The organism is Nonomuraea mangrovi (assembly GCF_042681425.1).
GTDB lineage: Bacteria > Actinomycetota > Actinomycetes > Streptosporangiales > Streptosporangiaceae > Nonomuraea > Nonomuraea mangrovi.
Genome location: NZ_JBHUFV010000050.1, coordinates 242,282 through 264,215 on the forward strand (window position 1 = coordinate 242,282; position 21,934 = coordinate 264,215).

The 21,934-nt window shown below is 68.9% G+C and carries 22 protein-coding genes; 21 read left to right on the plus strand and 1 reads right to left on the minus strand.

Going from position 1 to position 21,934, the window contains the following annotated elements; all coding sequences use genetic code 11:
- Nucleotides 1-51: 51 nt before the first annotated feature.
- Both thrB and rho read left to right on the plus strand, forming a co-directional pair.
- A complete protein-coding gene (gene thrB / locus ACFSKW_RS33755) occupies nucleotides 52-1,026 on the plus strand; it encodes a homoserine kinase (RefSeq protein WP_379576735.1) in 975 nt (324 codons plus the stop codon).
- Between the two features lie 454 nt (nucleotides 1,027-1,480).
- Nucleotides 1,481-3,463 carry a transcription termination factor Rho gene (gene rho / locus ACFSKW_RS33760; RefSeq protein WP_379576737.1) on the plus strand — a complete coding sequence of 661 codons (1,983 nt, stop codon included), beginning with the start codon at nucleotides 1,481-1,483 and terminating at the stop codon, nucleotides 3,461-3,463.
- 148 nt (nucleotides 3,464-3,611) lie between these two features.
- Here the strand turns inward: rho and ACFSKW_RS33765 are convergent, their stop codons facing one another.
- Nucleotides 3,612-4,700 carry a hypothetical protein gene (locus ACFSKW_RS33765; protein WP_379576739.1) on the minus strand — a complete coding sequence of 363 codons (1,089 nt, stop codon included), beginning with the start codon at nucleotides 4,698-4,700 and terminating at the stop codon, nucleotides 3,612-3,614.
- A gap of 248 nt (nucleotides 4,701-4,948) precedes the next feature.
- On the opposite strand from ACFSKW_RS33765, the gene rpmE reads away from it, so the two are divergent.
- The 19 genes from rpmE (at nucleotide 4,949) to ACFSKW_RS33860 (ending at nucleotide 21,855) form a co-directional block, all read left to right on the plus strand.
- Nucleotides 4,949-5,164, plus strand: a complete 216-nt coding sequence (gene rpmE / locus ACFSKW_RS33770; protein ID WP_379576741.1) for a 50S ribosomal protein L31 — start codon at nucleotides 4,949-4,951, stop codon at nucleotides 5,162-5,164.
- 93 nt (nucleotides 5,165-5,257) lie between these two features.
- Nucleotides 5,258-6,310 (plus strand): peptide chain release factor 1, encoded by a 1,053-nt coding sequence (prfA, locus tag ACFSKW_RS33775; protein ID WP_379576743.1) that lies wholly within the window; start codon nucleotides 5,258-5,260, stop codon nucleotides 6,308-6,310.
- Entirely contained in the window at nucleotides 6,307-7,161 is an 855-nt protein-coding gene (gene prmC / locus ACFSKW_RS33780; protein ID WP_379576745.1) for a peptide chain release factor N(5)-glutamine methyltransferase, read from the plus strand. Before prfA ends, prmC begins: the two co-directional genes overlap by 4 nt.
- Nucleotides 7,162-7,172: 11 nt before the next feature.
- Nucleotides 7,173-7,820 (plus strand): L-threonylcarbamoyladenylate synthase, encoded by a 648-nt coding sequence (locus tag ACFSKW_RS33785; protein ID WP_379576747.1) that lies wholly within the window; start codon nucleotides 7,173-7,175, stop codon nucleotides 7,818-7,820.
- 55 nt (nucleotides 7,821-7,875) lie between these two features.
- A complete protein-coding gene (locus ACFSKW_RS33790) occupies nucleotides 7,876-10,578 on the plus strand; it encodes a hypothetical protein (RefSeq protein ID WP_379576749.1) in 2,703 nt (900 codons plus the stop codon).
- Nucleotides 10,579-10,592: 14 nt separating this feature from the next.
- On the plus strand, nucleotides 10,593-10,970 hold the full coding sequence (locus ACFSKW_RS33795) for a hypothetical protein (protein WP_379576751.1): 378 nt from the start codon (nucleotides 10,593-10,595) through the stop codon (nucleotides 10,968-10,970).
- A 21-nt stretch (nucleotides 10,971-10,991) separates the two neighbouring features.
- On the plus strand, nucleotides 10,992-12,251 hold the full coding sequence (locus tag ACFSKW_RS33800) for a serine hydroxymethyltransferase (RefSeq protein ID WP_379576753.1): 1,260 nt from the start codon (nucleotides 10,992-10,994) through the stop codon (nucleotides 12,249-12,251).
- A 57-nt stretch (nucleotides 12,252-12,308) separates the two neighbouring features.
- Nucleotides 12,309-13,556 carry a glycosyltransferase family 4 protein gene (locus ACFSKW_RS33805; RefSeq protein ID WP_379576755.1) on the plus strand — a complete coding sequence of 416 codons (1,248 nt, stop codon included), beginning with the start codon at nucleotides 12,309-12,311 and terminating at the stop codon, nucleotides 13,554-13,556.
- Nucleotides 13,557-13,687: 131 nt separating this feature from the next.
- A complete protein-coding gene (locus ACFSKW_RS33810; protein ID WP_379576757.1) occupies nucleotides 13,688-14,110 on the plus strand; it encodes a hypothetical protein in 423 nt (140 codons plus the stop codon).
- A gap of 67 nt (nucleotides 14,111-14,177) precedes the next feature.
- Nucleotides 14,178-14,393 (plus strand): AtpZ/AtpI family protein, encoded by a 216-nt coding sequence (locus tag ACFSKW_RS33815; protein WP_358131549.1) that lies wholly within the window; start codon nucleotides 14,178-14,180, stop codon nucleotides 14,391-14,393.
- Nucleotides 14,394-14,463: 70 nt separating this feature from the next.
- Nucleotides 14,464-15,258, plus strand: a complete 795-nt coding sequence (gene atpB / locus ACFSKW_RS33820) for a F0F1 ATP synthase subunit A (RefSeq protein WP_379576759.1) — start codon at nucleotides 14,464-14,466, stop codon at nucleotides 15,256-15,258.
- A gap of 70 nt (nucleotides 15,259-15,328) precedes the next feature.
- On the plus strand, nucleotides 15,329-15,559 hold the full coding sequence (atpE, locus tag ACFSKW_RS33825; RefSeq protein ID WP_354917244.1) for an ATP synthase F0 subunit C: 231 nt from the start codon (nucleotides 15,329-15,331) through the stop codon (nucleotides 15,557-15,559).
- A gap of 35 nt (nucleotides 15,560-15,594) precedes the next feature.
- Nucleotides 15,595-16,146, plus strand: a complete 552-nt coding sequence (locus tag ACFSKW_RS33830; RefSeq protein ID WP_379576760.1) for a F0F1 ATP synthase subunit B — start codon at nucleotides 15,595-15,597, stop codon at nucleotides 16,144-16,146.
- The gene (locus ACFSKW_RS33835) at nucleotides 16,146-16,955 is read left to right on the plus strand and encodes a F0F1 ATP synthase subunit delta (protein ID WP_379576762.1); all 810 of its coding nucleotides are present in this window, start codon (nucleotides 16,146-16,148) and stop codon (nucleotides 16,953-16,955) included. The genes ACFSKW_RS33830 and ACFSKW_RS33835 overlap by 1 nt, the downstream gene beginning before the upstream one ends.
- Before the next feature lie 23 nt (nucleotides 16,956-16,978).
- On the plus strand, nucleotides 16,979-18,628 hold the full coding sequence (gene atpA / locus ACFSKW_RS33840; RefSeq protein WP_379576763.1) for a F0F1 ATP synthase subunit alpha: 1,650 nt from the start codon (nucleotides 16,979-16,981) through the stop codon (nucleotides 18,626-18,628).
- A 3-nt stretch (nucleotides 18,629-18,631) separates the two neighbouring features.
- A complete protein-coding gene (locus ACFSKW_RS33845) occupies nucleotides 18,632-19,534 on the plus strand; it encodes a F0F1 ATP synthase subunit gamma (RefSeq protein WP_379576765.1) in 903 nt (300 codons plus the stop codon).
- A gap of 1 nt (nucleotide 19,535) precedes the next feature.
- A complete protein-coding gene (gene atpD / locus ACFSKW_RS33850; protein ID WP_379576766.1) occupies nucleotides 19,536-20,969 on the plus strand; it encodes a F0F1 ATP synthase subunit beta in 1,434 nt (477 codons plus the stop codon).
- Nucleotides 20,970-21,035: 66 nt separating this feature from the next.
- Entirely contained in the window at nucleotides 21,036-21,440 is a 405-nt protein-coding gene (locus ACFSKW_RS33855; RefSeq protein WP_379576768.1) for a F0F1 ATP synthase subunit epsilon, read from the plus strand.
- Between the two features lie 25 nt (nucleotides 21,441-21,465).
- On the plus strand, nucleotides 21,466-21,855 hold the full coding sequence (locus tag ACFSKW_RS33860) for a DUF2550 domain-containing protein (RefSeq protein ID WP_379576769.1): 390 nt from the start codon (nucleotides 21,466-21,468) through the stop codon (nucleotides 21,853-21,855).
- Nucleotides 21,856-21,934: the final 79 nt, after the last annotated feature.

Below are 21,934 nucleotides of genomic sequence, written 5' to 3' on the forward strand. Positions count from 1 at the left end.
CCGCCCAGCAGGACTCCGGCGCCCGCCGTCACGGCGACCCTTAGGAGATGCATGACCGACAGCAGGGTGATCGTCCGGGTTCCGGCGACATCGGCGAATCTTGGCCCCGGATTCGACTCCCTCGGCCTGGCCCTGAGCCTCCATGACGAGATCGAGGCGTCGCTGTTCACGCCGACGGGCGGCGGGCGCGCGGTGGAGGTCGCGGTCGAGGGCGAAGGGTTCGGAGAGCTCGACCTCGGCGACGACCACCTCGTCGTCCAGGCCATGCGCAGGGCCTTCGACCGGATGGACGCGCCGCAACCAGCGGGAATCCGCCTGCTGTGCCGCAACAGGATTCCGCACGCGCGTGGCCTCGGGTCCTCCTCGGCCGCCATCTGCGCGGGGATCCTCGCCGCCAGGGCGCTGGCGGGCCTGCCGTACACGCCGGAGGGAGGCGTGGCGCCGCTCGGCTCTCAGCGAACAACGGAGCTGAGCGACGAGGACGTCTTCGCCCTCGCCACCGAGATGGAAGGGCATCCGGACAACGTGGCCCCCTGCCTTGCCGGTGGGCTCACCATCGCGTGGACGGACCAGGTCGGAGCTCCGCGTATGGTGAAGCTGGTCCCCGACGCGAACGTCAGGCCTGTCGTGCTGATACCCGCCACGCGGCTGTCCACCGAGGCGGCAAGGGGGCTGCTACCCAAGGATGTGCCCCACAAGGACGCGTCCTTCAACGCGGGGCGGGCCGCGTTGCTGATCGCCGCGCTGACCGGGCGACCCGAACGTGAGCTGCTGCTGGCCGGCACGGAAGACCGTCTTCACCAGGAATACCGCGCGCCTGCCATGCGGCGGACCGCCGATCTGGTAAAACGGCTGCGTGCCATGGGCGTGCCCGCCACCGTTTCGGGGGCGGGTCCCACGATCCTTGCGTTTTCGACATCGGATGCGCAGGATTCGATCGCGCCAGAAGTGGGTAGTGACTGGCACATCCAGCTCATGGACGTCGACCATCACGGTGCGACCGTTCAGTTCCCCGAGACACGCTGATGCCTCTTAGACCTTCAGGGAATAGCCGTGTGCGCTGGTGATGTTAGGCTGGTAGCCGCACCAGATGCCCCCTTGTTGGGTGCGTGCTTGTCAGCCAGATATCGCTGCATCATGCTTCACGTCGCGAGGCGTGGGCAGCACGGCTGTCTCCCCGAATCCGCTCGCCCCGTTCGGCCCACACCCGGTCGGCGCGACGCGAGGCGGCGAATCCGGGGACCTGCGCGTTCGAACCACCTCGACATCTGGCTGGCGACAGCAATCTGGGGGGTTCCCTCCACGCGCCACCGTCCTGTGGCGACCTGGACGAATCCCTCCCCAACCGTGGCGGCCGTCCTGCGCGGCGGCCGAAGATCGCAAAGTGCACCCCGACCCGGACTGTCCCGCCGGATCGACAGCACCTCCGGGACGATCGGCTGATCATGGCCGACGCCCGACCCCTGGGAAGGACCCTTAGTTGAGCGACACCACCGAACTCCTCTCCGACGCTTCCGGCTCGGCCGCGAGCGCGTCCGGCGACACCCCCACCCGCGCCGCGGCCAAGCCGCGGGCGCGTCGCTCCGGCACCGGACTGTCCGCGAAGGTGCTACCCGAGCTGCAGAAGATCGCCGCCGAGCTGGGCATCAGCGGGACCGGACGGATGCGCAAGAGCGAGCTCATCGCGCGTATCCAGGAGAAGCAGGGAGTCGGCGCCGGTGACAGCGCCCAGGCGGCCGCCGAGGCGCCCGCCCCCGCCGAGGCGCCGGCCGTGGCCGAGCGCCCCGCCCGCAGCCGTCGGGAACGTTCCCGCCCTGCGCCCGCCGCCGAGCCCGTGACCGCACCCGAGCCCGTCGCCGCTGCCCCCGAGCAGCCGGCCGTGGCCGCCGCCGCGCCCGTGGTCGAGCAGCCGCAGCAGCCTGTCGTGGAGCAGCCCGACCAGCAGGACGGCCGCGCCGAGCGTGGCGAGAGCCGCCGCGACCGTGGCGAGCGCCGCAGCCGCCGCGAGCGCGGTGAGCGTGCTGACCGCGGTGAGCGTGCTGACCGCGGTGACCGCGGTGACCGTGGCGAGCGTGGTGACCGCGACCGTCAGGAGCGTGGCGGCGAGCGCCAGGAGCGCGGCGAGCAGCAGCCGCAGCGCACCGACCGCGGCCAGGAGCGCTCTCAGGACCGAGGCCAGGACCGCTCTCAGGACCGGGGCCAGGACCAGCGCGGCTTGGGCGACGACGACGAGCGCGGGCGCGGCAGGCGCGGTCGCTTCAGGGAGCGCAACCGTGGCCGTGGCCGCGACCGCTTCGACAGCAACGAGCCCGTGATCGGCGACGACGATGTTCTCATCCCGATCGCCGGCATCCTCGACATCCTCGACAACTACGCGTTCGTCAGGACCAGCGGCTATCTGCCCGGCTCCAACGACGTGTACGTGTCGCTGGCCCAGATCCGCCGCAACGGCCTGCGCAAGGGCGACGTCGTCACCGGCGCCGTCCGCCAGCCGCGCGACGGCGAGCGCAGGGAGAAGTTCAACGCCCTGGTCCGCCTCGACACGGTCAACGGTATGGACCCGGAGCAGGCCCGCAACAGGCCCGACTTCAACAAGCTCACCCCGCTCTACCCGCAGGAGCGGCTGCGCCTGGAGACCGAGCCCAACATCCTGACCACGCGGATCATCGACCTCGTGTCGCCGATCGGCAAGGGCCAGCGCGGGCTCATCGTCTCGCCGCCCAAGGCCGGCAAGACGATGGTGCTGCAGTCGATCGCCAACGCGATCACCCGCAACAACCCCGAGTGCCACCTGATGGTCGTGCTCGTGGACGAGCGGCCCGAAGAGGTCACCGACATGCAGCGCTCGGTCAAGGGCGAGGTCATCCACTCGACCTTCGACCGTCCCGCCGAGGACCACACCACCGTCGCCGAGCTCGCCATCGAGCGCGCCAAGCGTCTGGTGGAGCTGGGCCACGACGTGGTCGTCCTGCTCGACTCCATCACCCGCCTCGGCCGCGCCTACAACCTGGCGGCCCCCGCGTCCGGACGCATCCTGTCCGGTGGTGTCGACTCGACCGCGCTCTACCCGCCGAAGCGCTTCTTCGGCGCGGCGCGCAACATCGAGAACGGCGGCTCCCTGACGATCCTCGCCACCGCCCTGGTCGAGACCGGGTCGAAGATGGACGAGGTCATCTTCGAGGAGTTCAAGGGCACCGGCAACGCGGAGCTCAAGCTCAACCGCTCGCTGGCCGACAAGCGCATCTTCCCCGCGGTGGACGTCGACGCGTCCGGCACCCGTAAGGAAGAGATCCTCATGGGCAAGGACGAGCTCCAGATCGTCTGGAAGCTTCGCCGGGTCCTGCACGCGCTGGACATGCAGCAGGCGCTCGAGCTGCTTCTGGAGAAGATGAAGGAGACGAAGTCCAACGCGGAGTTCCTCCTCCAGGTCCAGAAGACGACGGTCAGCTCCGACCGCGACTAGCACGACGTACGGCGAAACGCCCCGGGTGTTCCCACCCGGGGCGTTCTCGCGCCTGCGGGACCTTCGACGCCGCCGACGGGGGCGAGGGCCGGAGACGAAAGACGGCCCGTCCCCTTCGCGGGAGCGGGCCGTACTTCCGGTCATCCGGCTACTTCACGTCCACGAACTCCTGAGCCGACCAGGAGCTGTACGTCTTGCCGGTCGCGGGCACCTTGGCGCGCCAGTACCCGTCGTACTTCTGCTTGACGGCCTTGGTGTACTTGCCCGTCGACGTCGCCTTGGCGAAGCCCATGAACTTGTACGACTTGGTGCCCTTCTTCTTGAAGTACACCTCGACGATCTTGCCCGAGTACGCCTTGGTCCCCCTGTAGACCTTGCCGTTGATCTTGAAGGTCCGGCCGACCTTGGCCTTGCTCGGCGCGGTCAGCGTGATCTTCGACTTCGACTTCTTGGACGCTCCGCCGGCGGGGGCGTTGACGCTGAACGAGCCGACACCCTTGAGCGTCTCGTTCCCCCGGCTGGCGGAGATCTCCAGCGTCCAGTTGCCCGGCGCGCTGTCGTCGGTGAAGTAGACGACGCCGGTGTAGTAGCCATCGGTGTCGAGCTCCAGGCTGCCGAGGTCGTAGTACTCGGAGGTGGTGTCGCTGGTCATCTTGGCGCTCACCTGGGAGGCGTCCTTGACCGCCGCGCGGACGGTGACCTTGACCTCCTTGCCCTTGATCAGGTCCACGGGGTTCGGGGTGACGGAGGCCCCGCTGATGCCCTGCTTGGGAGCGACCTTGACCGTGAAGGTGTTCGTGCCGCGAGAGGTCACGATCCTCAGGGTCCAGTCGCCGGACGGGTCGTCCTTGGAGATCGTGAACTTGCCGTTACCCGGCGCGGAGGCCGGGCGGGGCTTGTCGTCGGTGATCGCGCTGGGCGCGGTGTAGCTGACCGTCGCCGGCTTGGCGGCCTTGCCCGGCGGCGTGATGTCGGCGGAGGTGATCTTCACCTCGTCGGCGCCGCTGGTCGGGCCGTTGCCGGTCCCGAGCGGGTTCGACACCTGGAAGGTGAACGAAACCTCGATCTCCTTGTCAGCGGGCACGTACGCGTTGCCGACGGACACGTTGGCGATGTCGTCGGCTGCAGCGTAGGCCGCCCGCGACACGGATGCGCTGGCCGAGGAGAGGCCGGCGCCCCCGACGAGCACAGCCACCCCCGTTGCGGTCGCCAGCAGCAACCGCATCCTTCTCTTCATGTGATGGGGCCCCTTGCATCGGTGTATATGTGAGAAAAGTTACGGATTGGACGTTTGAGCCTAGTGGGGCCTGTGTGACTCGTCCATAAGATCGCCGGGAATGCCTCGTGGCCTGGGATGGTTGGAGGATCTGGCACACTGGTAGCTGAAGCCGAGCGGTACCGGTTCCCGCAGTGCGCGATCGACAGTGTGCGACAGCGCGCAAGCCGTACGGAGCGACCCGGCGACCGCACCCCGAAAGGACAGCCATGAAGCGCGACATCCACCCCGAGTACCACGTGACGCAGGTCACCTGCACCTGCGGCAACTCCTTCACCACGCGCAGCACCGCGAAGAACGGCGTCATCCACGCCGACGTGTGCTCGGCCTGCCACCCGTTCTACACGGGCAAGCAGAAGATCCTCGACACCGGCGGTCGCGTGGCGCGCTTCGAGCAGCGCTTCGGCAAGAAGGCCAGCAAGTAGCTTCCCTGACGCCGGCCCGGAGACGCGCGTGCGCGCTCCCGGGTCGGCGTTCGTGGTGAAGAGGGCGGCGACAAAGCGGAAGAAGGACGCACGGTGAATCTCGACGAACTGCTCGGTGAGTACGCCGAGCTGGAGCAGCAGCTCGCGGACCCCGCCGTGCACGCCGACCAGAACAAGGCCCGCACGCTCGGCAGGCGCTACCGCCAGCTCACGCCCGTCATCGGCACCTACCGCGAGCTGGAGGGCGTCCGTGACGACCTCGCCGCGGCCAAGGAGCTGGCGGCGGAGGACGAGGCCTTCGCCGAGGAGGCGGCCCAGCTGGAGGAGCGCGTCCCGAAGCTGGAGGATAAGCTCAAGCATCTGCTCATCCCGCGTGACCCCAATGATGAGAAGGACATCATCATGGAGATCAAGCAGGGTGAGGGCGGCGAGGAGTCGGCGCTGTTCGCCGGAGACCTGCTGCGAATGTATCTGCGCTACGCCGAGCGGCTCGGGTGGAAGACCGAGATCATCGACGCCCAGCACTCCGACCTCGGCGGCTACAAGGACGTCACGGTCGCGATCAAGGCCAAGGGTGACGAGGGCGTCTGGTCGAGGCTGAAGTACGAAGGCGGCGTGCACCGCGTGCAGCGGGTGCCCGTCACTGAGTCGCAGGGCCGGATCCACACCAGCGCCACCGGCGTGCTGGTCTACCCCGAGGCCGAAGAGGTCGAGATCAACATCGACCCCAACGACCTGCGCGTAGACGTCTACCGCTCCAGCGGCCCCGGCGGGCAGAGCGTCAACACCACCGACTCGGCGGTCCGCATCACGCACCTGCCGACCGGTGTGGTGGTCTCCTGCCAGAACGAGAAGAGCCAGCTCCAGAACAAGGAGTCGGCGATGCGCATCCTGCGGGCCAGGCTGCTGGCCGTGGCGCAGGAGGAGGCCGAGGCCGCCGCCCAGGCCGAGCGCAAGTCGCAGGTCCGCACGATGGACCGCTCGGAGCGCATCAGGACCTACAACTTCCCCGAGAACCGCATCTCCGACCACCGTGTCGGCTTCAAGGCGTATAACCTCGACCAGGTGCTCGACGGAGAACTGAGCGCTGTCACCCAGGCCCTCATCGACGCCGAAATGGCGGAGAAGCTCGCACAACACTCATGACATTCCTGCTGGACGAGATCGCTCTCGCAACCGCTCGCCTGGCCGAGGCCGGGGTGCCGTCTCCGCGCACGGACGCGGAGGAGATCGCGGCGTTCGTCCACGGCGTGCGCAGGAGCGCGCTCCACACCGTGAAGGACGCCGACTTCGACGCCCTCTTCTGGGAGGGCGTCGCCAGGCGCGAGGCCAGAGAGCCGCTGCAGCACATCACCGGCCACGCCTACTTCCGCTACCTGGAGCTGGCCGTGGGCCCCGGCGTCTTCGTGCCCAGACCGGAGACCGAGGTGGTCGCGGGCTGGGCGATCGAACGCCTCCGCGAGATGGACGTCGCCGAGCCGCTCGTGGTCGACCTCGGCACCGGCTCGGGCGCGATCGCGCTGTCGATCGCGCAGGAGGTCGCGCTGGCACAGGTCCACGCGGTCGAGGTCGATCCCGACGCGTACGGCTGGGCCAAGCGCAACATCGCCGAACACGGCCAGGGCCGCGTCCACCTGCACCCCGAGGACCTCGCCGACGCGCTTCCCGAGCTCAACGGCAAGGTCGACCTCGTGATCTCCAACCCGCCCTACATCCCGCCGGGGGCAGTCCCTCGCGACCCCGAGGTGCGCGACTACGACCCCTCGCGCGCCCTGTACGGCAGCGGCGCCGACGGGCTCAACGAGGTCAGAGCCGTCGAGCGTACCGCCCGCCGCCTGCTCAGGCCGGGCGGGCTGGTCGCCGTCGAGCACGCCGACGAGCAGGGCCAGGCCGTCTACCGCCTCTTCCCCGAGGACAAGGGCTGGCGCGACGCCCGGCTGCGCCAGGACCTCACCCGCAGGGACCGCTTCGTCACCGCCAAGTTCGGCCAGGAATAGGATTGCTCGCCGTGGGACGACGTTATGACTGCGCAGACCCCGATCAGAAGGCCGCGGGGCTGACCGACGCGGCTTCTGCCGTACGCAAGGGCGAGCTCGTGGTGCTGCCGACGGACACCGTCTACGGCATCGGCGCCGACGCCTTCACCCCCTCGGCGGTGAGCGCGCTGCTCGAGGCCAAGGGCCGGGGACGCGACATGCCGCCGCCCGTCCTCGTCGGCACCGTGCGCGCCGCGAACGCCCTGGTGGAGGACCTCGGCCCGTACGGTCAGGACCTCATCGACGCCTTCTGGCCCGGACCGCTGACGCTGGTGTGCAAGGCGAACAGGTCGCTGTCGTGGGACCTCGGCGACACCAAGGGCACGGTCGCCCTGCGGATGCCGCTGCATCCCGTCGCGCTCGACCTGCTCAAGGAGACGGGCCCGATGGCCGTCTCCAGCGCCAACCGTTCTGGCTCGCCCGCCGCGACGACGGCGCAGGGCGCGGAGGATCAGCTCGGCGAGTCGGTCGCCGTCTACCTCGACGGCGGTCCCTGCGCGGACGACACGCCCTCGACCATCCTCGACCTGACGACAGCGGTGCCCCGCCTGCTCAGGAAGGGCGCCATCTCGGTGGAGAAGCTGCGCGGCATCGTGGGTTACGTCGCCACCGACGATTGATGCCGTCTGTTTATCCCTGAGGCGGGCGGCTTCGGCTGCACCTACCGTGTGGCGCATGGGCTCGTTCGACGGTATGGATCCGACCCTGGTGCGCGACCTGCTGGCCGAGGTACAGCGGGCCGCCGCGCAGATGCGGACGATCGAGAGCAGGGTCGCGCAGGCGACCAGGACCGCGGGGCTCGCGACACCCGCGACCCACCGGCCTTCGCAGGTGGCCGACGCGTGCGAGAGCATGGCGCGCGACGTCACGGGGCGGCTGGCGCTGCTGGAGAAGAAGGAGACCGCGCCCCGGACGGGCGAGCAGGTCAAGGACGTGTCGGCGAACGGCACGCCCGCGTCGGGCAAGGACGAGGACCCCTCACCGAAGGAGACCACCGGTAGGGACGCCACCGGTAAGGAGACCTCTGGTAAGGAGGCCTCAGGTAAGGAGCCCGCCGGGAAGGACACCACGCCGAAGGACTCGACGGCGACCGACTCCACGCCGAGAGATCCGCGTGAGACGCCCAGGGAACCGCGGGACGAGGCGAAGGAACCGCGCGAGACGCCCAGGGAAACCCGGGATGAGGCGAAGGAACCGCGCGATGTTCCGAAGGAGCAGCGTGAGGTCCCGAAGGAGCAGCGCGACGACGACAGGGCCTCGCGCACGACCAACCCCCGGGACACGACGCCTTCCGAGCCGGAGCCGAAGAAGCACGCCACCCCGGCGGAGCCCACCCCGAGAAGCGAGACGCCTCGGGACACGACGCCCGCGGATCCGCCTTCCAGGAACGACCACCCCAAGACCGAGGCCGACCAGCCCAGAAGTGAGACGGACCGGCCAAGGGGTGAAAACCCCCAGCCGTCCCGTGAGACGGAGCAGCCCAAGACCGGCACGGACGAGCCGAAGGACGACGAGCGGGACAGCCGTCGCGACAGAGGCACGGAGCCCGACAGGTCCGGCCAGGACATCCTCGACACTCCGGGGAAGGACCACCCCGACGACATCGACCAGGCCGACGCGGGCAAACCGCAGGTCGTCGAGGTGGACGGGGTCAAGGTCCTGCAGATCCCGCTCGACCCGCCCACGGCACGCGAGGTCGAGGACCTGCTGGAGCACGCCGACGCCGTACAGCCGGTCGACCTGCCCTCCGTCGAGCGCGCGGTGGACCCGGCCGCGCCCGCCGACCTGCCCTCCGTCGAGCGCGCGGTGGATCCGCCCGCGCCCGCCCAGCCGTCCGACGGTGCTGCGGGCCGTACGGGAAGCCAGACGGGCACCGGAGAGGTGCCCGCCACGTGGGCGAACGACGGGAGCGACGTGGTCTCGGCGGACGCGAGGCCGCCGTCCGACGCGGCGGTGAAGTCGCTGGCGGACCACGCGAGCGACATCGGCCCGAAGGACATGCCGGGCGTGCGGCTGCCGACCGGCGAGTGGGGCCGAGCGGCGATCCCGGACGGCATCGGCCCTGACGGGCCCGCCGGCTCGGTGCACCCCGGCGAGGCGGCGGCCCAGGCCCAGGACACCGACGGCCGAGCATCGGCGGGCACACCGGACGGCGACGCCCAGGTCTCCAAGGGTGGGCGCGACGGCGATCCGCAGGTCTCTGGGGGTGGGCGTGACGGCGAGGCTCAGGTCTCCGGGGGCGGCCGTGACGGTGATCCGCAGGTCTCTGGGGGTGGGCGTGACGGCGAGGCTCAGGTCTCCGGGGGCGGCCGTGACGGTGATCCGCAGGTCTCTGGGGGTGGGCGTGACGGCGATCCGCAGGTCTCCGGGGGCGGCCGCGACGGCGACGCCCAGACCTCCGGGGGCGGGCGTGACGGTGATCCGCAGGTCTCCGGGGGCGGCCGTGACGGTGATCCGCAGGTCTCCGGTCGAGTGGCCGATGGGCACGCGCAGGTCGCCGATGGAGGGGCGGCGTCCTCGCGGGTCCCCGAGGGCATGCCGGATGGGCACGAGCAGGAGGCAGACCGAACGCCCGACGGGGATTCCCGTGTGGCGGGAGGTGTGCGGGAGTCTCCCGCAGCCTTCGGGGGCGTCGGTGGCACGGGCGGGGAGGCTGTGACCGGGACGGGTCCTGGGGATGTCGCGAGGTGGGCGAACGACGGCAGTGACGTGGTGTCGGTGGATGCCGGGCCGCCGTCGGAGGCCGCGCTCAGGACGCTCATGGACGACGCGAGCGACATCGAGCCGATGGACATGCCGAGTGTGCGGGTGCCGCCGGGGGAGTGGGGCAGGGGCGAGTGGGTGCCGGAGAACATCCGCCCGGACGGGCCCGCAGGCTCGGTGGACCCCGGCGGGCCGACGGCCCGTCCTGCCGACGCCGACGGCCGGACCCCCGGAGACGCTCCGGACGCGAACGAGCAGACCTCCGGTGGGGCTGGGGACGCGGATCGGCGGGACACCGATCGGGCGTCGGACGGGTACGTGCGAGATCCCGGGGGTGTGGCGGGAGGTGTGCGGGAGTCTCCCGCGGCCTACGGGGGCGTCGGTGGCACGGGCGGGGAGGCTGCGACCGGGACGGGTCCTGGGGATGTCGCGAGGTGGGCGAACGACGGCAGTGACGTGGTGTCGGTGGATGCCGGGCCGCCGTCGGAGGCCGCGCTCAGGACGCTCATGGACGACGCGAGCGACATCGAGCCGATGGACATGCCGAGCGTGCGGGTCCCGCCCGGCGAGTGGGGCAAGGGCGAGTGGGTTCCCGAGGACTTCGGGCCGGACGGCGCGCCCGGCCGGGTCGAGGCGAACGCGCCCGACCGGCCGATCGTGCCGCCGGGCAGCTGAGAGGGAGTACGCGCATGTACGTCGATCCACCGGCTCCACAGCCGCGCCAGCCGGGCGAGCAGCCGCCCGCGACGGGCTCGGGCGGCCCCCTGGACGGGCACCCGAGGGCCTGGGAGTTCAACCCCGACTACCAGCGCCTGGTGACCGCATGGCATGCCGTCCTGCCCCTGCTGGAGACGCTGACGGCCTCCCTGGACAAGGCCTACCAGCTGGCGCGCAGCCCGCAGACGTGGGAGGCGCCGGTCGGTGGTCGGTATGTGGAGGATCTGGCCGAATGGCGCAACCGGCTGGCGTTGTACCGTCAGTCGGTGCTCACGGCGATCAGCGACCAGGCGGCGGACACGCCGCGGTGGGTGCCCGCCGCGGTCGGCGCGCCCCATGCCTTCTCGTGATTGTGGGCTTACAGTGGGGGAATGGGTGACGCACCCCAGTACGGCCCGGATTTCGGGGCCCTCCAGCGGGAGGACCCCGAGATCGCGCAGGTGCTGCTGGACGAGCTGGCTCGGGTGCGGGGCGGCCTGCAGCTCATAGCGAGCGAGAACTTCACCTCCCCTGCTGTGCTGGCCGCGCTGGGGTCGACGCTCACCAACAAGTACGCCGAGGGCTATCCGGGCAGGCGCTACTACGGCGGCTGCGAGGTGGTCGACAGGGCCGAGTTCCTGGCGGTACGGCGGGCCAGGGAGCTGTTCGGCGCCGACCACGCCAACGTGCAGCCGCATTCGGGCGCGAGCGCGAACCTGGCCGCCTACGCCGCGCTGCTCCAGCCGGGTGACACGATGCTGGCGATGGCGCTACAGCATGGCGGCCATCTCACGCACGGCTCGCGGGTCAACTTCTCCGGCCGCTGGTTCGACGTGGTGTCGTACGGCGTGCGCCGCGACACCGAGCTCATCGACTACGACGAGGTGCGCGATCTGGCGCTCAGGCACCGCCCGAAGCTCATCGTGTGCGGCGCCACGGCCTATCCCCGGCTGATCGACTTCGGGGTGTTCCGCGGCATCGCCGACGAGGTGGGCGCGTGGCTGATGGCCGACGTGGCGCACACGATCGGCCTGATGGCGGGTGGCGCGATCCCGTCGGCGGTGCCGTACGCGGACGTCGTCACGTTCACCACGCACAAGGCGCTGCGCGGTCCGCGCGGCGGCGGCATCCTGTGCACGGCCGAGCTGGCGGCGAAGGTCGACAGGGCGGTCTTCCCGTTCGTGCAAGGCGGTCCGCTCATGCACGCGATCGCCGCGAAAGCCGTCGCGTTCGGCGAGGCGATGCGGCCGGAGTTCGCCGACTACGCGAGGATGGTGGTCGACAACGCGCGCGCTCTCTGCGAGGCGCTGGACGCGATGCGGGCGGTGTCCGGCGGCACCGACACCCATCTGGCGCTCATCGACCTGCGCGGCTGCGCGGTGACGGGCGCGGAGGCGGAGCGGCGTTGCGCGGCGGCGGGCATCACGCTCAACCGCAACGCGATCCCGTACGACCCCGAGCCGCCCGCCGTCACGTCGGGCCTGCGGGTGGGCACCCCCTGTGTCACGACACAGGGCATGGGAGCCGAGCAGATGAAGGAGGTGGGAACGCTGGTCTCGCGGGCGGTGAGATATCCCGAAACAGCGGATGAAGTGCGGGAACGTGTCACCGAGCTGGCCGCGGAGCACCAGCCCTATCTCAGCGAATTATAAGGTGATCTGTGTCGATTTCCGGTCACAGCTGGCCGGTGCATCCGGGAAACTAGGTCCGTGCGCGAATACCTCTTCATGGCGCTGGCAGCGGCGGCGGTGACGTACCTGCTCGTCCCGCTGGTCCGGCGTTTCGCCATCCGCATCGGAGCCATGCCCGAGGTTCGCGATCGCGACGTGCACACCACGCCGACTCCGCGGCTCGGCGGGCTCGCGATGTACGGCGGGCTGGTCGCGGGTCTGCTGACGGCCATGCAGCTCGACAAGACGGGCGGCGTGCTCGCCCAGGACGACACGGTGCTCGCGCTCATCGTCGCCGGCGGGCTGATCACGCTGACCGGCTTCCTCGACGACTGGTGGGGCATGGACGCCTTCATCAAGCTGGGCGGCCAGATCGGCGCGGCGGGCGTGCTGGTCTACTTCGGCCTGTTCCTGCCGTGGATCCCCTGGGTCAGCGGCGAGAGCATCGGCCTCGCGCCCGACCTCAGCGCGATCATCACGATCCTGGTCGTCGTCGTCTCCATCAACGCGGTGAACTTCGTCGACGGCCTCGACGGCCTGGCCGCGGGCATCGTCGGCATCGCCGCCGCCGCCACGTGGGTCTACGCCATCTTCCTCGACCAGAACATCGAGCAGAACAGGATCAACACCACCGCGGCCATCACCGCGATCCTGATCGGCATGTGCCTGGGTTTCCTGCCGCACAACTTCCATCCCGCCAGGATCTTCATGGGCGACACGGGGGCGATGCTCCTCGGCCTGGTCCTGGCCTCGTCGCTGATCACCGTGACCCCTGTCGACGCCGACGTGATCCAGGGCATGAACCGGTTCGGCGCGCTGATGCCCATCCTGCTGCCGGCCGCGGTGATGGTGCTCCCGCTCATCGACCTGATAAGCGCGGTCATCAGACGCACCTCGATGGGGTTGTCGCCCTTCGCCCCGGATCGCGGTCACCTGCACCACCGGCTGCTCGACATCGGCCACTCCCACAGGCGCACAGTGCTGATCATGTACGCGTGGACGTCGCTGTTCGCGCTCGGCCTGGTCGGCATGTCGGTCACCGGCGTGCCTGTCGTGTTCTTCCCGATCGTGATCGTGCTGGCGATCGGCGTGCTGGTGTTGATGGCGCTGCCGCGCTGGCGCGGGAGGGGCGGCTCGCATTCCGCCAAGCGCAAGGACAAACCGGATGATGAGGACGATGGCCCAGCGACGGGCCCCATGCCGCCCATCAGGGGCGATGCCCAGCCCATGGGCCGGGAGGGCGACGACGCCTCCGTTCTCCCCGCGTTTCCTGCGCGTTCGTCTTGATCACGAACTAGAAAGAGCAGGTAAAGGCGGTCATCCATGAGCTTGTGATATCTTTCACGAGCAGGGCCCCCATAGAGTACGGCTCATGGGGTAGCAATCGCTCGCTTGTTAACTGACTGTCTGGAGCACCGATGCAGGCCAACGACGTGCGCGTCCTCAAGAGCGCCGCGCTACCCACCCTGGTGGTGGGGGCCGTCGCTGTCATCGTGGCTTTCCTGACGGCCGGCGGTAAGGGCGCGCTCGGCTCCGTCGTCGGTCTCGCGCTCGTCGCCGTCTTCTTCAGCGTCAGCGTGGTCGCGGTGACCTACGCCGCCCGCGTCTCCCCGCAGATGATGGCGATCGCCGCGATGGTCAGCTATCTCGTCAAGGTCGTCGTCATCATGGTGATGCTGCGCGCCTTCGGCGACACGACCGCGTGGAACCCCAAGGCCTTCGCCTGGACCGTCGTGGTCGGCACCATCGTCTGGACCGCCGGCGAGGTGCGCGCCTTCCTGAAGACCAAGATGCTGTACGTGGACCCCGAGACCAAGGTGCCCGGACAGGGGCAGTCATGATCCCCGGTAAAAGTATCGGGGCCCGATATGACTAGTCCTGCCTGTGCCTGCTATCGTCGGGCGCGCGATGAGCGAAGAGAAACGCCGGCCCGAGGACGACGGTCGCGACTTCGCCAACGCCGCGTGGTCGATTCCCAGCTACCTGCTCTCCGGGATGGTTGTCTACGGCGGTGCTGGCTGGTTGCTGGACCGGTATCTCGACACGTCCGCGTTCTTCCCCATAGGTGTCGTCCTGGGGACAGTGCTCGCCGTCTACCTGGTCTACCGGAAGCACGGCCGCTAACTCCGCGCGGCGGTACCGCCCGCCCAAGGAACTTTGTTGTGACCACCTACCACGCTGAAGGGAACGCCGCGTGATCGCGCTGACGCTCCTCGCCGATCCTGACCAGTTCCAGGCGCCGACGCCGGAAGAACTGTTCGAACTCCCTCCCATCATTGCCGGGGTCGACTGGTTCACCAAGCCGGTGCTGCTGGCGATCCTCAGCTCGATCATCGTGCTGGGCTTCCTGTGGGCCGCCTTCTCCAACCCGAAGATCGTGCCCAGGGGCGTCCAGAACGTCGCCGAGGTCGGCTACATGTTCGTCCGTGACCAGGTCGCCCGGCCCTTCCTGGGCAAGGACGCCGACCGGTTCATGGCCCTGCTCCTCAGCATGTTCTTCGTGATCTGGGTCTGGAACGTGATGGGTGTCATTCCCATCGCGCAGTTCCCCGTCGCCTCGCACATCGCCTTCCCGATCGTGCTCGCCGTCTCGGTCTACGTGCTGAAGCTCTACCTCGGCTTCAAGACCCAGGGTGTCGGCGGCTACTTCAAGAACATGATGTTCCCGCCGGGGCTGCCCAAGTTCATCTACGTCCTGCTGGCGCCGATCGAGTTCCTGTCGAACATGATCATCGCGCCGTTCACGCACGCGGTGCGACTTTTCGCCAACATGTTCGCCGGCCACATGCTCATCGCCTTCTTCAGCATGGTCGGCTTCTGGTTCCTGTTCGAGAAACTGACCCCTCTCGGTGCTCCGATCGGCGTGCTCGGCGTCCTGATGACGATCATCATGACCGGTTTCGAGCTGTTCATCATGTTCCTGCAGGCGTTCCTCTTCTCGATGCTGGCCGCCATGTACATCGGCAACAGCCTGCACCCGGAGCACTAAGAACCACCTACCGGTATATCCAGACCGGTGATACACCGCATCACCGGCCGACCAAGTAAAGGAAACAGCAATGAGCCTTCTCGCTGAGGTCTCCGGCAACGTCACCGCCATCGGCTACGGTCTCGCCGCCATCGGCCCCGGCATCGGCGTCGGCATCATCTTCGGTCAGGGCGTGCAGGCCATCGCGCGCCAGCCCGAGGCCTACGGACTGATTCGCCAGAACATGCTCCTCGGCTTCGTTCTCACCGAGGCCCTGGCGCTGATCGGTCTGGTCGCGCCGTTCATCTTCGCGAACCTGTAAAGACCGAAGACCACCCCTGACGAAAGGCTGCATCCATGAATACGGCAGCTTCGCTCCTCGCGGCGGAGGGCGGCGCCAACCCGCTGCTTCCGCACGCGTTCGAGCTGGTCGTGGGCATCTTCGCGTTCTTCGTCGTTCTCGTCGTCGTCGGTAAGATCCTCACCCCGCGTATCCAGAAGACTCTGGCCGAGCGGACCGACGCGATCGAGGGCGGCATCAAGAGGGCGGAGGACGCCCAGGCCGAGGCGCAGGCACTGCTCAAGCAGTACCGCGACCAGCTGGCCGAGGCCAGGCACGAGGCCGCCAGGCTGCGCGAGGAGGCTCGCGAGCAGGGCGCCCAGATCAAGGCCGAGCTCCGCGAGGAGGCCCAGGCCGAAGCGCGCCGCATCGTCGAGGCGGCGCACACGCAGATCGAGGCCGACCGCCAGCAGGCGTTCGCCCAGCTGCGCACCGAGATCGGTCGCCTGTCGACCGAGCTCGCCACCCGCATCGTCGGCGAGTCCCTCGAGGACGAGGCGCGTCAGCGCCGCGTCGTTGACCGGTTCCTCGACGAGCTGGAGAGCTCCTCTGCGCAGGCGGTGCGCTGATGCGTGGCCTGAGCAGGAGTTCGCTGGCCGCTGTTGAGGAGCGCTTCAACGCGGTGGCGGCTTCGGCCGACCTGGGGCGCCTGGCCGACGAGCTGCGCGCCGTCGCGGACCTGCTCGACCGTGAGCACGGGTTGCGCCGGAACCTTTCCGACCCGGCGCGGCCCGCGGCCCAGAAGGCCCAGGTCATGCGCATGCTGCTCGAGGGCAAGGTCAGCGACGCCGCGCTCGAGACGGCTGTGGCGGCCGCCGAGGCCAGGTGGTCGCGCGCCCGCGACCTGGCCGACGCGCTCGAGCGGCTCAGCGTGGTGGCCTCGGCCGCTCAGGCCGAGGCCGAGGGGCGGCTCGACGACGTGGAGGACGAGCTCTTCCGCTTCGGCCGCATCATCGCAGCCAACCCCGGCCTGCGTCTTGCGCTCACCGACCCGGCCGCCCCCGCCGAAGGCAAGGAGCGGCTGCTGAGCGAGCTGCTCGCCGACAAGGTGGCCCCGTCCACCCTGCGTCTCATCACGCAGCTGGTAGTTCACCCGCGAGGACGTAGCCTGGAGACTGGCCTGGAGGAGTACTCCAGCCTGGTCGCGGAGCAGCGTCAGCGTCTGGTGGCGGTGGTTCGCAGCGCGGTGGCGCTGACCGACGAGCAGAAGCAGCGCCTGGGTGCGTACCTGCGCACCTCCTACGGCCGTGACGTTCACGTGAACGTCGAGGTCGACCCGCGAGTGCTCGGTGGGTTCTCGGTTCGCATCGGCGACGAGGTCATCGACAGCACCATCGCGGGACGAATCGAAGAAGTCCGCCGCCGGTTGGCCGGCTAGGCGAATAGGGAGACAGAGAAGAGATGGCGGAGCTTACGATCCGGCCGGACGAGATCCGGGACGCGCTTGAGCGCTTCGTCCAGGCGTACGAACCGGAAGGCGCCGCGCGCGAGGAGATCGGGACCGTCGTCGACTGTGGCGACGGCATCGCCCATGTCTCCGGCCTTCCCTCGGCGATGGCGAACGAACTGCTCGAGTTCGAGGACGGCACGCGCGGCCTGGCACTGAACCTCGACACCCGCGAGATCGGTGTCGTTATCCTGGGCGACTTCAGCAAGATCGAGGAGGGCCAGACGGTCCGCAGGACCGGCGAGGTCCTGTCGGTGCCGATCGGCGACAACTTCCTCGGCCGCGTGGTCGACCCCCTGGGCAACCCGCTCGACGGCAAGGGCGAGATCGAGTCCGAGGGCCTGCGCGCCCTCGAACTGCAGGCGCCCAGTGTCGTCCAGCGCCAGCCGGTGAAGGAGCCCCTGGCCACCGGCATCAAGGCGATCGACGCCATGACCGCGATCGGCCGTGGTCAGCGTCAGCTGATCATCGGTGACCGTGGCACCGGCAAGACCGCGATCGCCGTCGACACCATCCTCAACCAGCGCGACAACTGGCTGTCGGGTGACCCCACCAAGCAGGTCCGTTGCGTCTACGTCGCCGTCGGCCAGAAGGGCTCGACGATCGCGCAGGTCAAGGGCCGCCTGGAGGAGGCGGGCGCGATGGAGTACACCACCATCGTCGCCGCCCCGGCCTCCGACCCCGCCGGCTTCAAGTACCTCGCCCCCTACACCGGTTCCGCCATCGGGCAGCACTGGATGTACCAGGGCAAGCACGTCCTCATCGTCTTCGACGACCTGACCAAGCAGGCCGACGCCTACCGCGCCGTGTCCCTGCTGCTGCGTCGCCCGCCGGGCCGTGAGGCCTTCCCCGGCGACGTCTTCTACCTCCACTCCCGTCTGCTGGAGCGCTGCGCCAAGCTCTCCGACGACATGGGCGCGGGCTCGATGACCGGTCTGCCGATCATCGAGACCAAGGGCAACGACGTCTCGGCGTTCATCCCGACCAACGTCATCTCCATCACCGACGGCCAGGTCTTCCTCGAGACCGACCTGTTCAACGCCGGTGTGCGCCCTGCCATCAACGTCGGTGTCTCCGTCTCCCGAGTCGGTGGCTCGGCGCAGACGAAGGCGATGAGGAAGGTCGCGGGCACGCTCCGTCTGGCCTTGTCGCAGTACCGCGACCTGGAGGCCTTCGCCTCCTTCGCCTCCGACCTGGACGCCGCTTCCAAGGCCCAGCTGGAGCGCGGTCTGCGCCTGGTCGAGCTGCTCAAGCAGCCGCAGTACAGCCCGTTCTCCCTGGAGCGCGAGGTCGTCTCGGTCTGGGCCGGTACCACCGGTGAGCTCGACGAGGTTCCGGTCGAGGACATCCGCCGCTTCGAGATCGAGTTCCTCGACTTCGTCCAGAGCGCGCACAAGTCCATCTTCACCAACATCAGCGAGACCAAGGACCTCTCCGACGACACGGTGACCGCCCTCAAGGACGCGATCACCGAGTTCAAGAAGAGCTTCACCACCTCTTCGGGTGATCTGCTCGTCCACGACGAGCCCGTCGCGCCGCTCGAGGCCGACGAGGTCGGTCAGGAGAAGATCCGCAAGGTCGTCCGCCCGGCGGAGAAGAAGTAGCCGATGGGTGCCCAGCTAAGGCTGCTGCGGCGGCGGATCAAGTCGGTCAAGTCGACCGCCAAGATCACGCGCGCCCAGGAGCTCATCGCCTCTTCGCGGATCGTGAAGGCGCAGCAGCGGATGCAGGCGGCGCTGCCGTACGAGCGTGAGATCACTCGCGCCGTGACGGGCGTCGTCAGCAACGCGGCCAGCGTCGACCACCCGCTGACCGTGGCGAAGGAGAACCCCGCCAAGGCGGGCGTCCTCATCGTCACCAGCGACAGCGGCTTCTGCGGCGGCTTCAACGCGAACATCCTGCGTGAGGCTGAGGCGCTCCGGGGTCTCCTGGAGGGTCGCGGCCTCACCGTGGTGCCGTTCGTCACGGGCCGCAAGGGTGTGGTGTGGCACAGCTTCCGCAGCAGGGAGATGGGCGGTCAGTGGACCGGCTTCTCCAGGAAGCCCTCCTACACCCACGCCAAGGAGATCGCGAACACGCTCATCGAGTCGTTCAAGGAGGAGCACGGGATCGACGAGATCCACATCGTCTCCACCCAGTTCGTCTCGATGCTGACGCAGGAGGTCGTGGTCAAGCGGGTTCTGCCGCTGGAGGTCGAGGAGACCGAGGCGACCGCGTCCGACACGATCCCGCCGTACTTCGAGTTCGAGCCGACGGCCGGTGATGTTCTGGAGTCGTTGCTGCCGCGCTACGTCGAGTCGCGCATCTTCACCGCGCTGCTCCAGTCGGCGGCGGCCGAGGAAGCCTCACGTCGGCGCGCCATGAAGTCGGCCACGGACAACGCCAACGAGCTCATCCGCGTGTTCACCATGCAGATGAACCAGGCTCGCCAGGCCGAGATCACCCAGGAAATCAGCGAGATCGTCGGTGGCGCCAACGCGCTGGCTGACGCCGCAGCGGGGAAAGAGTGAAATGACTGCAGAGACTATTGAGACCACGACCGGCACGGGCCGCGTGGCTCGCGTCACGGGTCCCGTCGTCGACGTGGAGTTCCCCGTCGAGGCGATGCCCGACATCTACAACGCCCTCAACGTCGAGGTGACCCTCGGCGAGGAGACCAAGAAGCTGACCCTGGAAGTCGCCCAGCACCTGGGTGACAACCTGGTCCGCGCCATCTCGATGCAGCCCACCGACGGCCTGGTCCGCGGCGCGGCGGTCACCGACTCCGGCGCGCCGATCTCGGTGCCAGTCGGCGACGTCGTCAAGGGCCACGTGTGGAACGCGCTCGGCGAGTCGCTCGACGTGCCGACCTCCACGCTCAAGGTCACCGAGAAGTGGGGCATCCACCGTCCGTCCCCCGCGTTCGACCAGCTCGAGTCGCGCACCGAGATGCTGCCCACCGGCATCAAGGTCATCGACCTGCTGACGCCGTACGTGAAGGGCGGAAAGATCGGTCTGTTCGGTGGCGCCGGTGTCGGCAAGACCGTTCTGATCCAGGAGATGATCCGCCGAGTCGCGCTGAAGTTCTCCGGAACCTCGTGCTTCGCCGGCGTCGGCGAGCGTACCCGTGAGGGCAACGACCTCTGGCTGGAGATGGACGAGGCCGGCGTCCTCAAGGACACCGCTCTCGTCTTCGGCCAGATGGACGAGCCGCCGGGCACGCGTCTGCGCGTCGCGCTGTCCGCGCTGACCATGGCGGAGTACTTCCGCGACGTGCAGAAGCAGGACGTGCTTCTGTTCATCGACAACATCTTCCGCTTCACCCAGGCCGGTTCCGAGGTCTCCACCCTGCTCGGCCGCATGCCGTCCGCCGTGGGTTACCAGCCCACGCTGGCCGACGAGATGGGCGTGCTCCAGGAGCGCATCACCTCGACGCGTGGTCACTCGATCACCTCGATGCAGGCGATCTACGTGCCCGCGGACGACATCACTGACCCGGCCCCGCACAACGCGTTCGCGCACCTCGACGCGCAGACCGTTCTGTCGCGGCCGATCTCGGAGAAGGGCATCTACCCCGCGGTGGACCCGCTGGACTCCTCCTCCCGCATCCTCGACCCGATGATCGTCGGCGAGGAGCACTACCGGGTGGCCCAGGAGACCAAGCGAATCCTGCAGAAGTACCGCGAGCTCCAGGACATCATCGCGATCCTCGGTATCGACGAGCTGTCCGAAGAGGACAAGGTCACCGTCAACCGGGCCCGCCGGATCGAGCGCTTCCTGTCGCACCCGATGTACGCCGCCGAGGCGTTCACCGGCCAGCCGGGTGAGTTCGTGCCGCTGGACGAGACGATCGCCTCGTTCAAGGGTCTGTGCGAGGGCGAGTACGACCACCTGCCCGAGCAGGCCTTCTTCATGGTCGGTGGCATCGAGCAGGCCATCGCCAAGGCCAAGGAACTCTCCAAGTAATCGCCTTCGGTGCCAGGTGCGGCCAAGAGCCGCACCTGGCATCTGATCGGAAAGGAACCTACACAAGTGGCGAAGCTACGCGTAGGGGTCGTCTCACCGGAGCGTGAGATCTGGTCGGGCGAGGCCGACATGGTGATTGCCAAGACCGTGGACGGCGAGATCGGTATTATGCCTCAACACGCACCGGTGCTCGGCGTGCTCGTCGAGGGCGGGGTCCTGCGTGTGAAGCGCGGCGGCGGCGAGGACGACCTCATCGCCGCGGTGCACGGCGGGTTCATCTCCGTGGCCGACAACGAGGTGTCCGTGCTGGCCGAGGCGGCCGAGCTGGGCTCCGAGGTGGACGTCGCGGCTGCTCGCGACGCGCTCGACCGGGCTCAGGCCTCGATCGAGGCCGACCAGGAGGACGCGGACGCGGCGGTCGCGGCCAAGCGAGCAAGGGCCAGGCTGCGCGCGGCCGGCGAGGACGTCTGATCTTTCACAACACACGGGGGCGGCGATGCTGACGATTCTCACTGACGCGTTGCTCGCTGCCCTCCTGCTCGCGGCCCTCATGGTGATCCGTGCTTTCGCTCTGGCACGTTCCCGAGGGAGCGTGCCGTGTCGACTCAAAGTAGGGCCCTCCACGGGCCCCCGTGGCTGGCGGAGCGGTGTAGCCCGCTATGCCGACGGGGAGCTCCACTGGATCCCATTCATCGGTGTGCTGTTCAGGCCGCGCCACGCTATCGCGAGGCGCGGCCTGACTGTTTCCGCCAGACGGCAGATCGGCGGCGGCCTGTGGGCGGTCGACTGCGGCGCGGTCTCGCTGGCGATGTCGGAGGACGCGCTGACGGGTTTCCTGGCGTGGCTGGAGTCGGCGCCGCCAAGCGCGTACCTGGACGTGGCCTGACCCACCCCGTACGGAGGCCGTCGTACTGAGGCCGTCGTACTGACGGCCGTCGTAACGAGGCCCTTTGTACCGAGGCCAC

What these genes read in the sequence shown, in the direction of transcription:
- prmC (WP_379576745.1), top strand. Translation starts at nt 6,307, where the DNA reads ATGACATTCCTGCTGGACGAGATCGCTCTCGCAACCGCTCGCCTGGCC.
- ACFSKW_RS33845 (WP_379576765.1), top strand. Translation starts at nt 18,632, where the DNA reads ATGGGTGCCCAGCTAAGGCTGCTGCGGCGGCGGATCAAGTCGGTCAAG.
- ACFSKW_RS33860 (WP_379576769.1), top strand. Translation starts at nt 21,466, where the DNA reads ATGCTGACGATTCTCACTGACGCGTTGCTCGCTGCCCTCCTGCTCGCG.
- ACFSKW_RS33800 (WP_379576753.1), top strand. Translation starts at nt 10,992, where the DNA reads ATGGGTGACGCACCCCAGTACGGCCCGGATTTCGGGGCCCTCCAGCGG.
- ACFSKW_RS33835 (WP_379576762.1), top strand. Translation starts at nt 16,146, where the DNA reads ATGCGTGGCCTGAGCAGGAGTTCGCTGGCCGCTGTTGAGGAGCGCTTC.
- ACFSKW_RS33810 (WP_379576757.1), top strand. Translation starts at nt 13,688, where the DNA reads ATGCAGGCCAACGACGTGCGCGTCCTCAAGAGCGCCGCGCTACCCACC.
- rpmE (WP_379576741.1), top strand. Translation starts at nt 4,949, where the DNA reads ATGAAGCGCGACATCCACCCCGAGTACCACGTGACGCAGGTCACCTGC.
- ACFSKW_RS33790 (WP_379576749.1), top strand. Translation starts at nt 7,876, where the DNA reads ATGGGCTCGTTCGACGGTATGGATCCGACCCTGGTGCGCGACCTGCTG.
- atpD (WP_379576766.1), top strand. Translation starts at nt 19,536, where the DNA reads ATGACTGCAGAGACTATTGAGACCACGACCGGCACGGGCCGCGTGGCT.
- ACFSKW_RS33830 (WP_379576760.1), top strand. Translation starts at nt 15,595, where the DNA reads ATGAATACGGCAGCTTCGCTCCTCGCGGCGGAGGGCGGCGCCAACCCG.
- atpE (WP_354917244.1), top strand. Translation starts at nt 15,329, where the DNA reads ATGAGCCTTCTCGCTGAGGTCTCCGGCAACGTCACCGCCATCGGCTAC.
- atpA (WP_379576763.1), top strand. Translation starts at nt 16,979, where the DNA reads ATGGCGGAGCTTACGATCCGGCCGGACGAGATCCGGGACGCGCTTGAG.
- ACFSKW_RS33795 (WP_379576751.1), top strand. Translation starts at nt 10,593, where the DNA reads ATGTACGTCGATCCACCGGCTCCACAGCCGCGCCAGCCGGGCGAGCAG.
- ACFSKW_RS33815 (WP_358131549.1), top strand. Translation starts at nt 14,178, where the DNA reads ATGAGCGAAGAGAAACGCCGGCCCGAGGACGACGGTCGCGACTTCGCC.
- ACFSKW_RS33765 (WP_379576739.1), bottom strand. Translation starts at nt 4,700, where the DNA reads ATGAAGAGAAGGATGCGGTTGCTGCTGGCGACCGCAACGGGGGTGGCT.
- thrB (WP_379576735.1), top strand. Translation starts at nt 52, where the DNA reads ATGACCGACAGCAGGGTGATCGTCCGGGTTCCGGCGACATCGGCGAAT.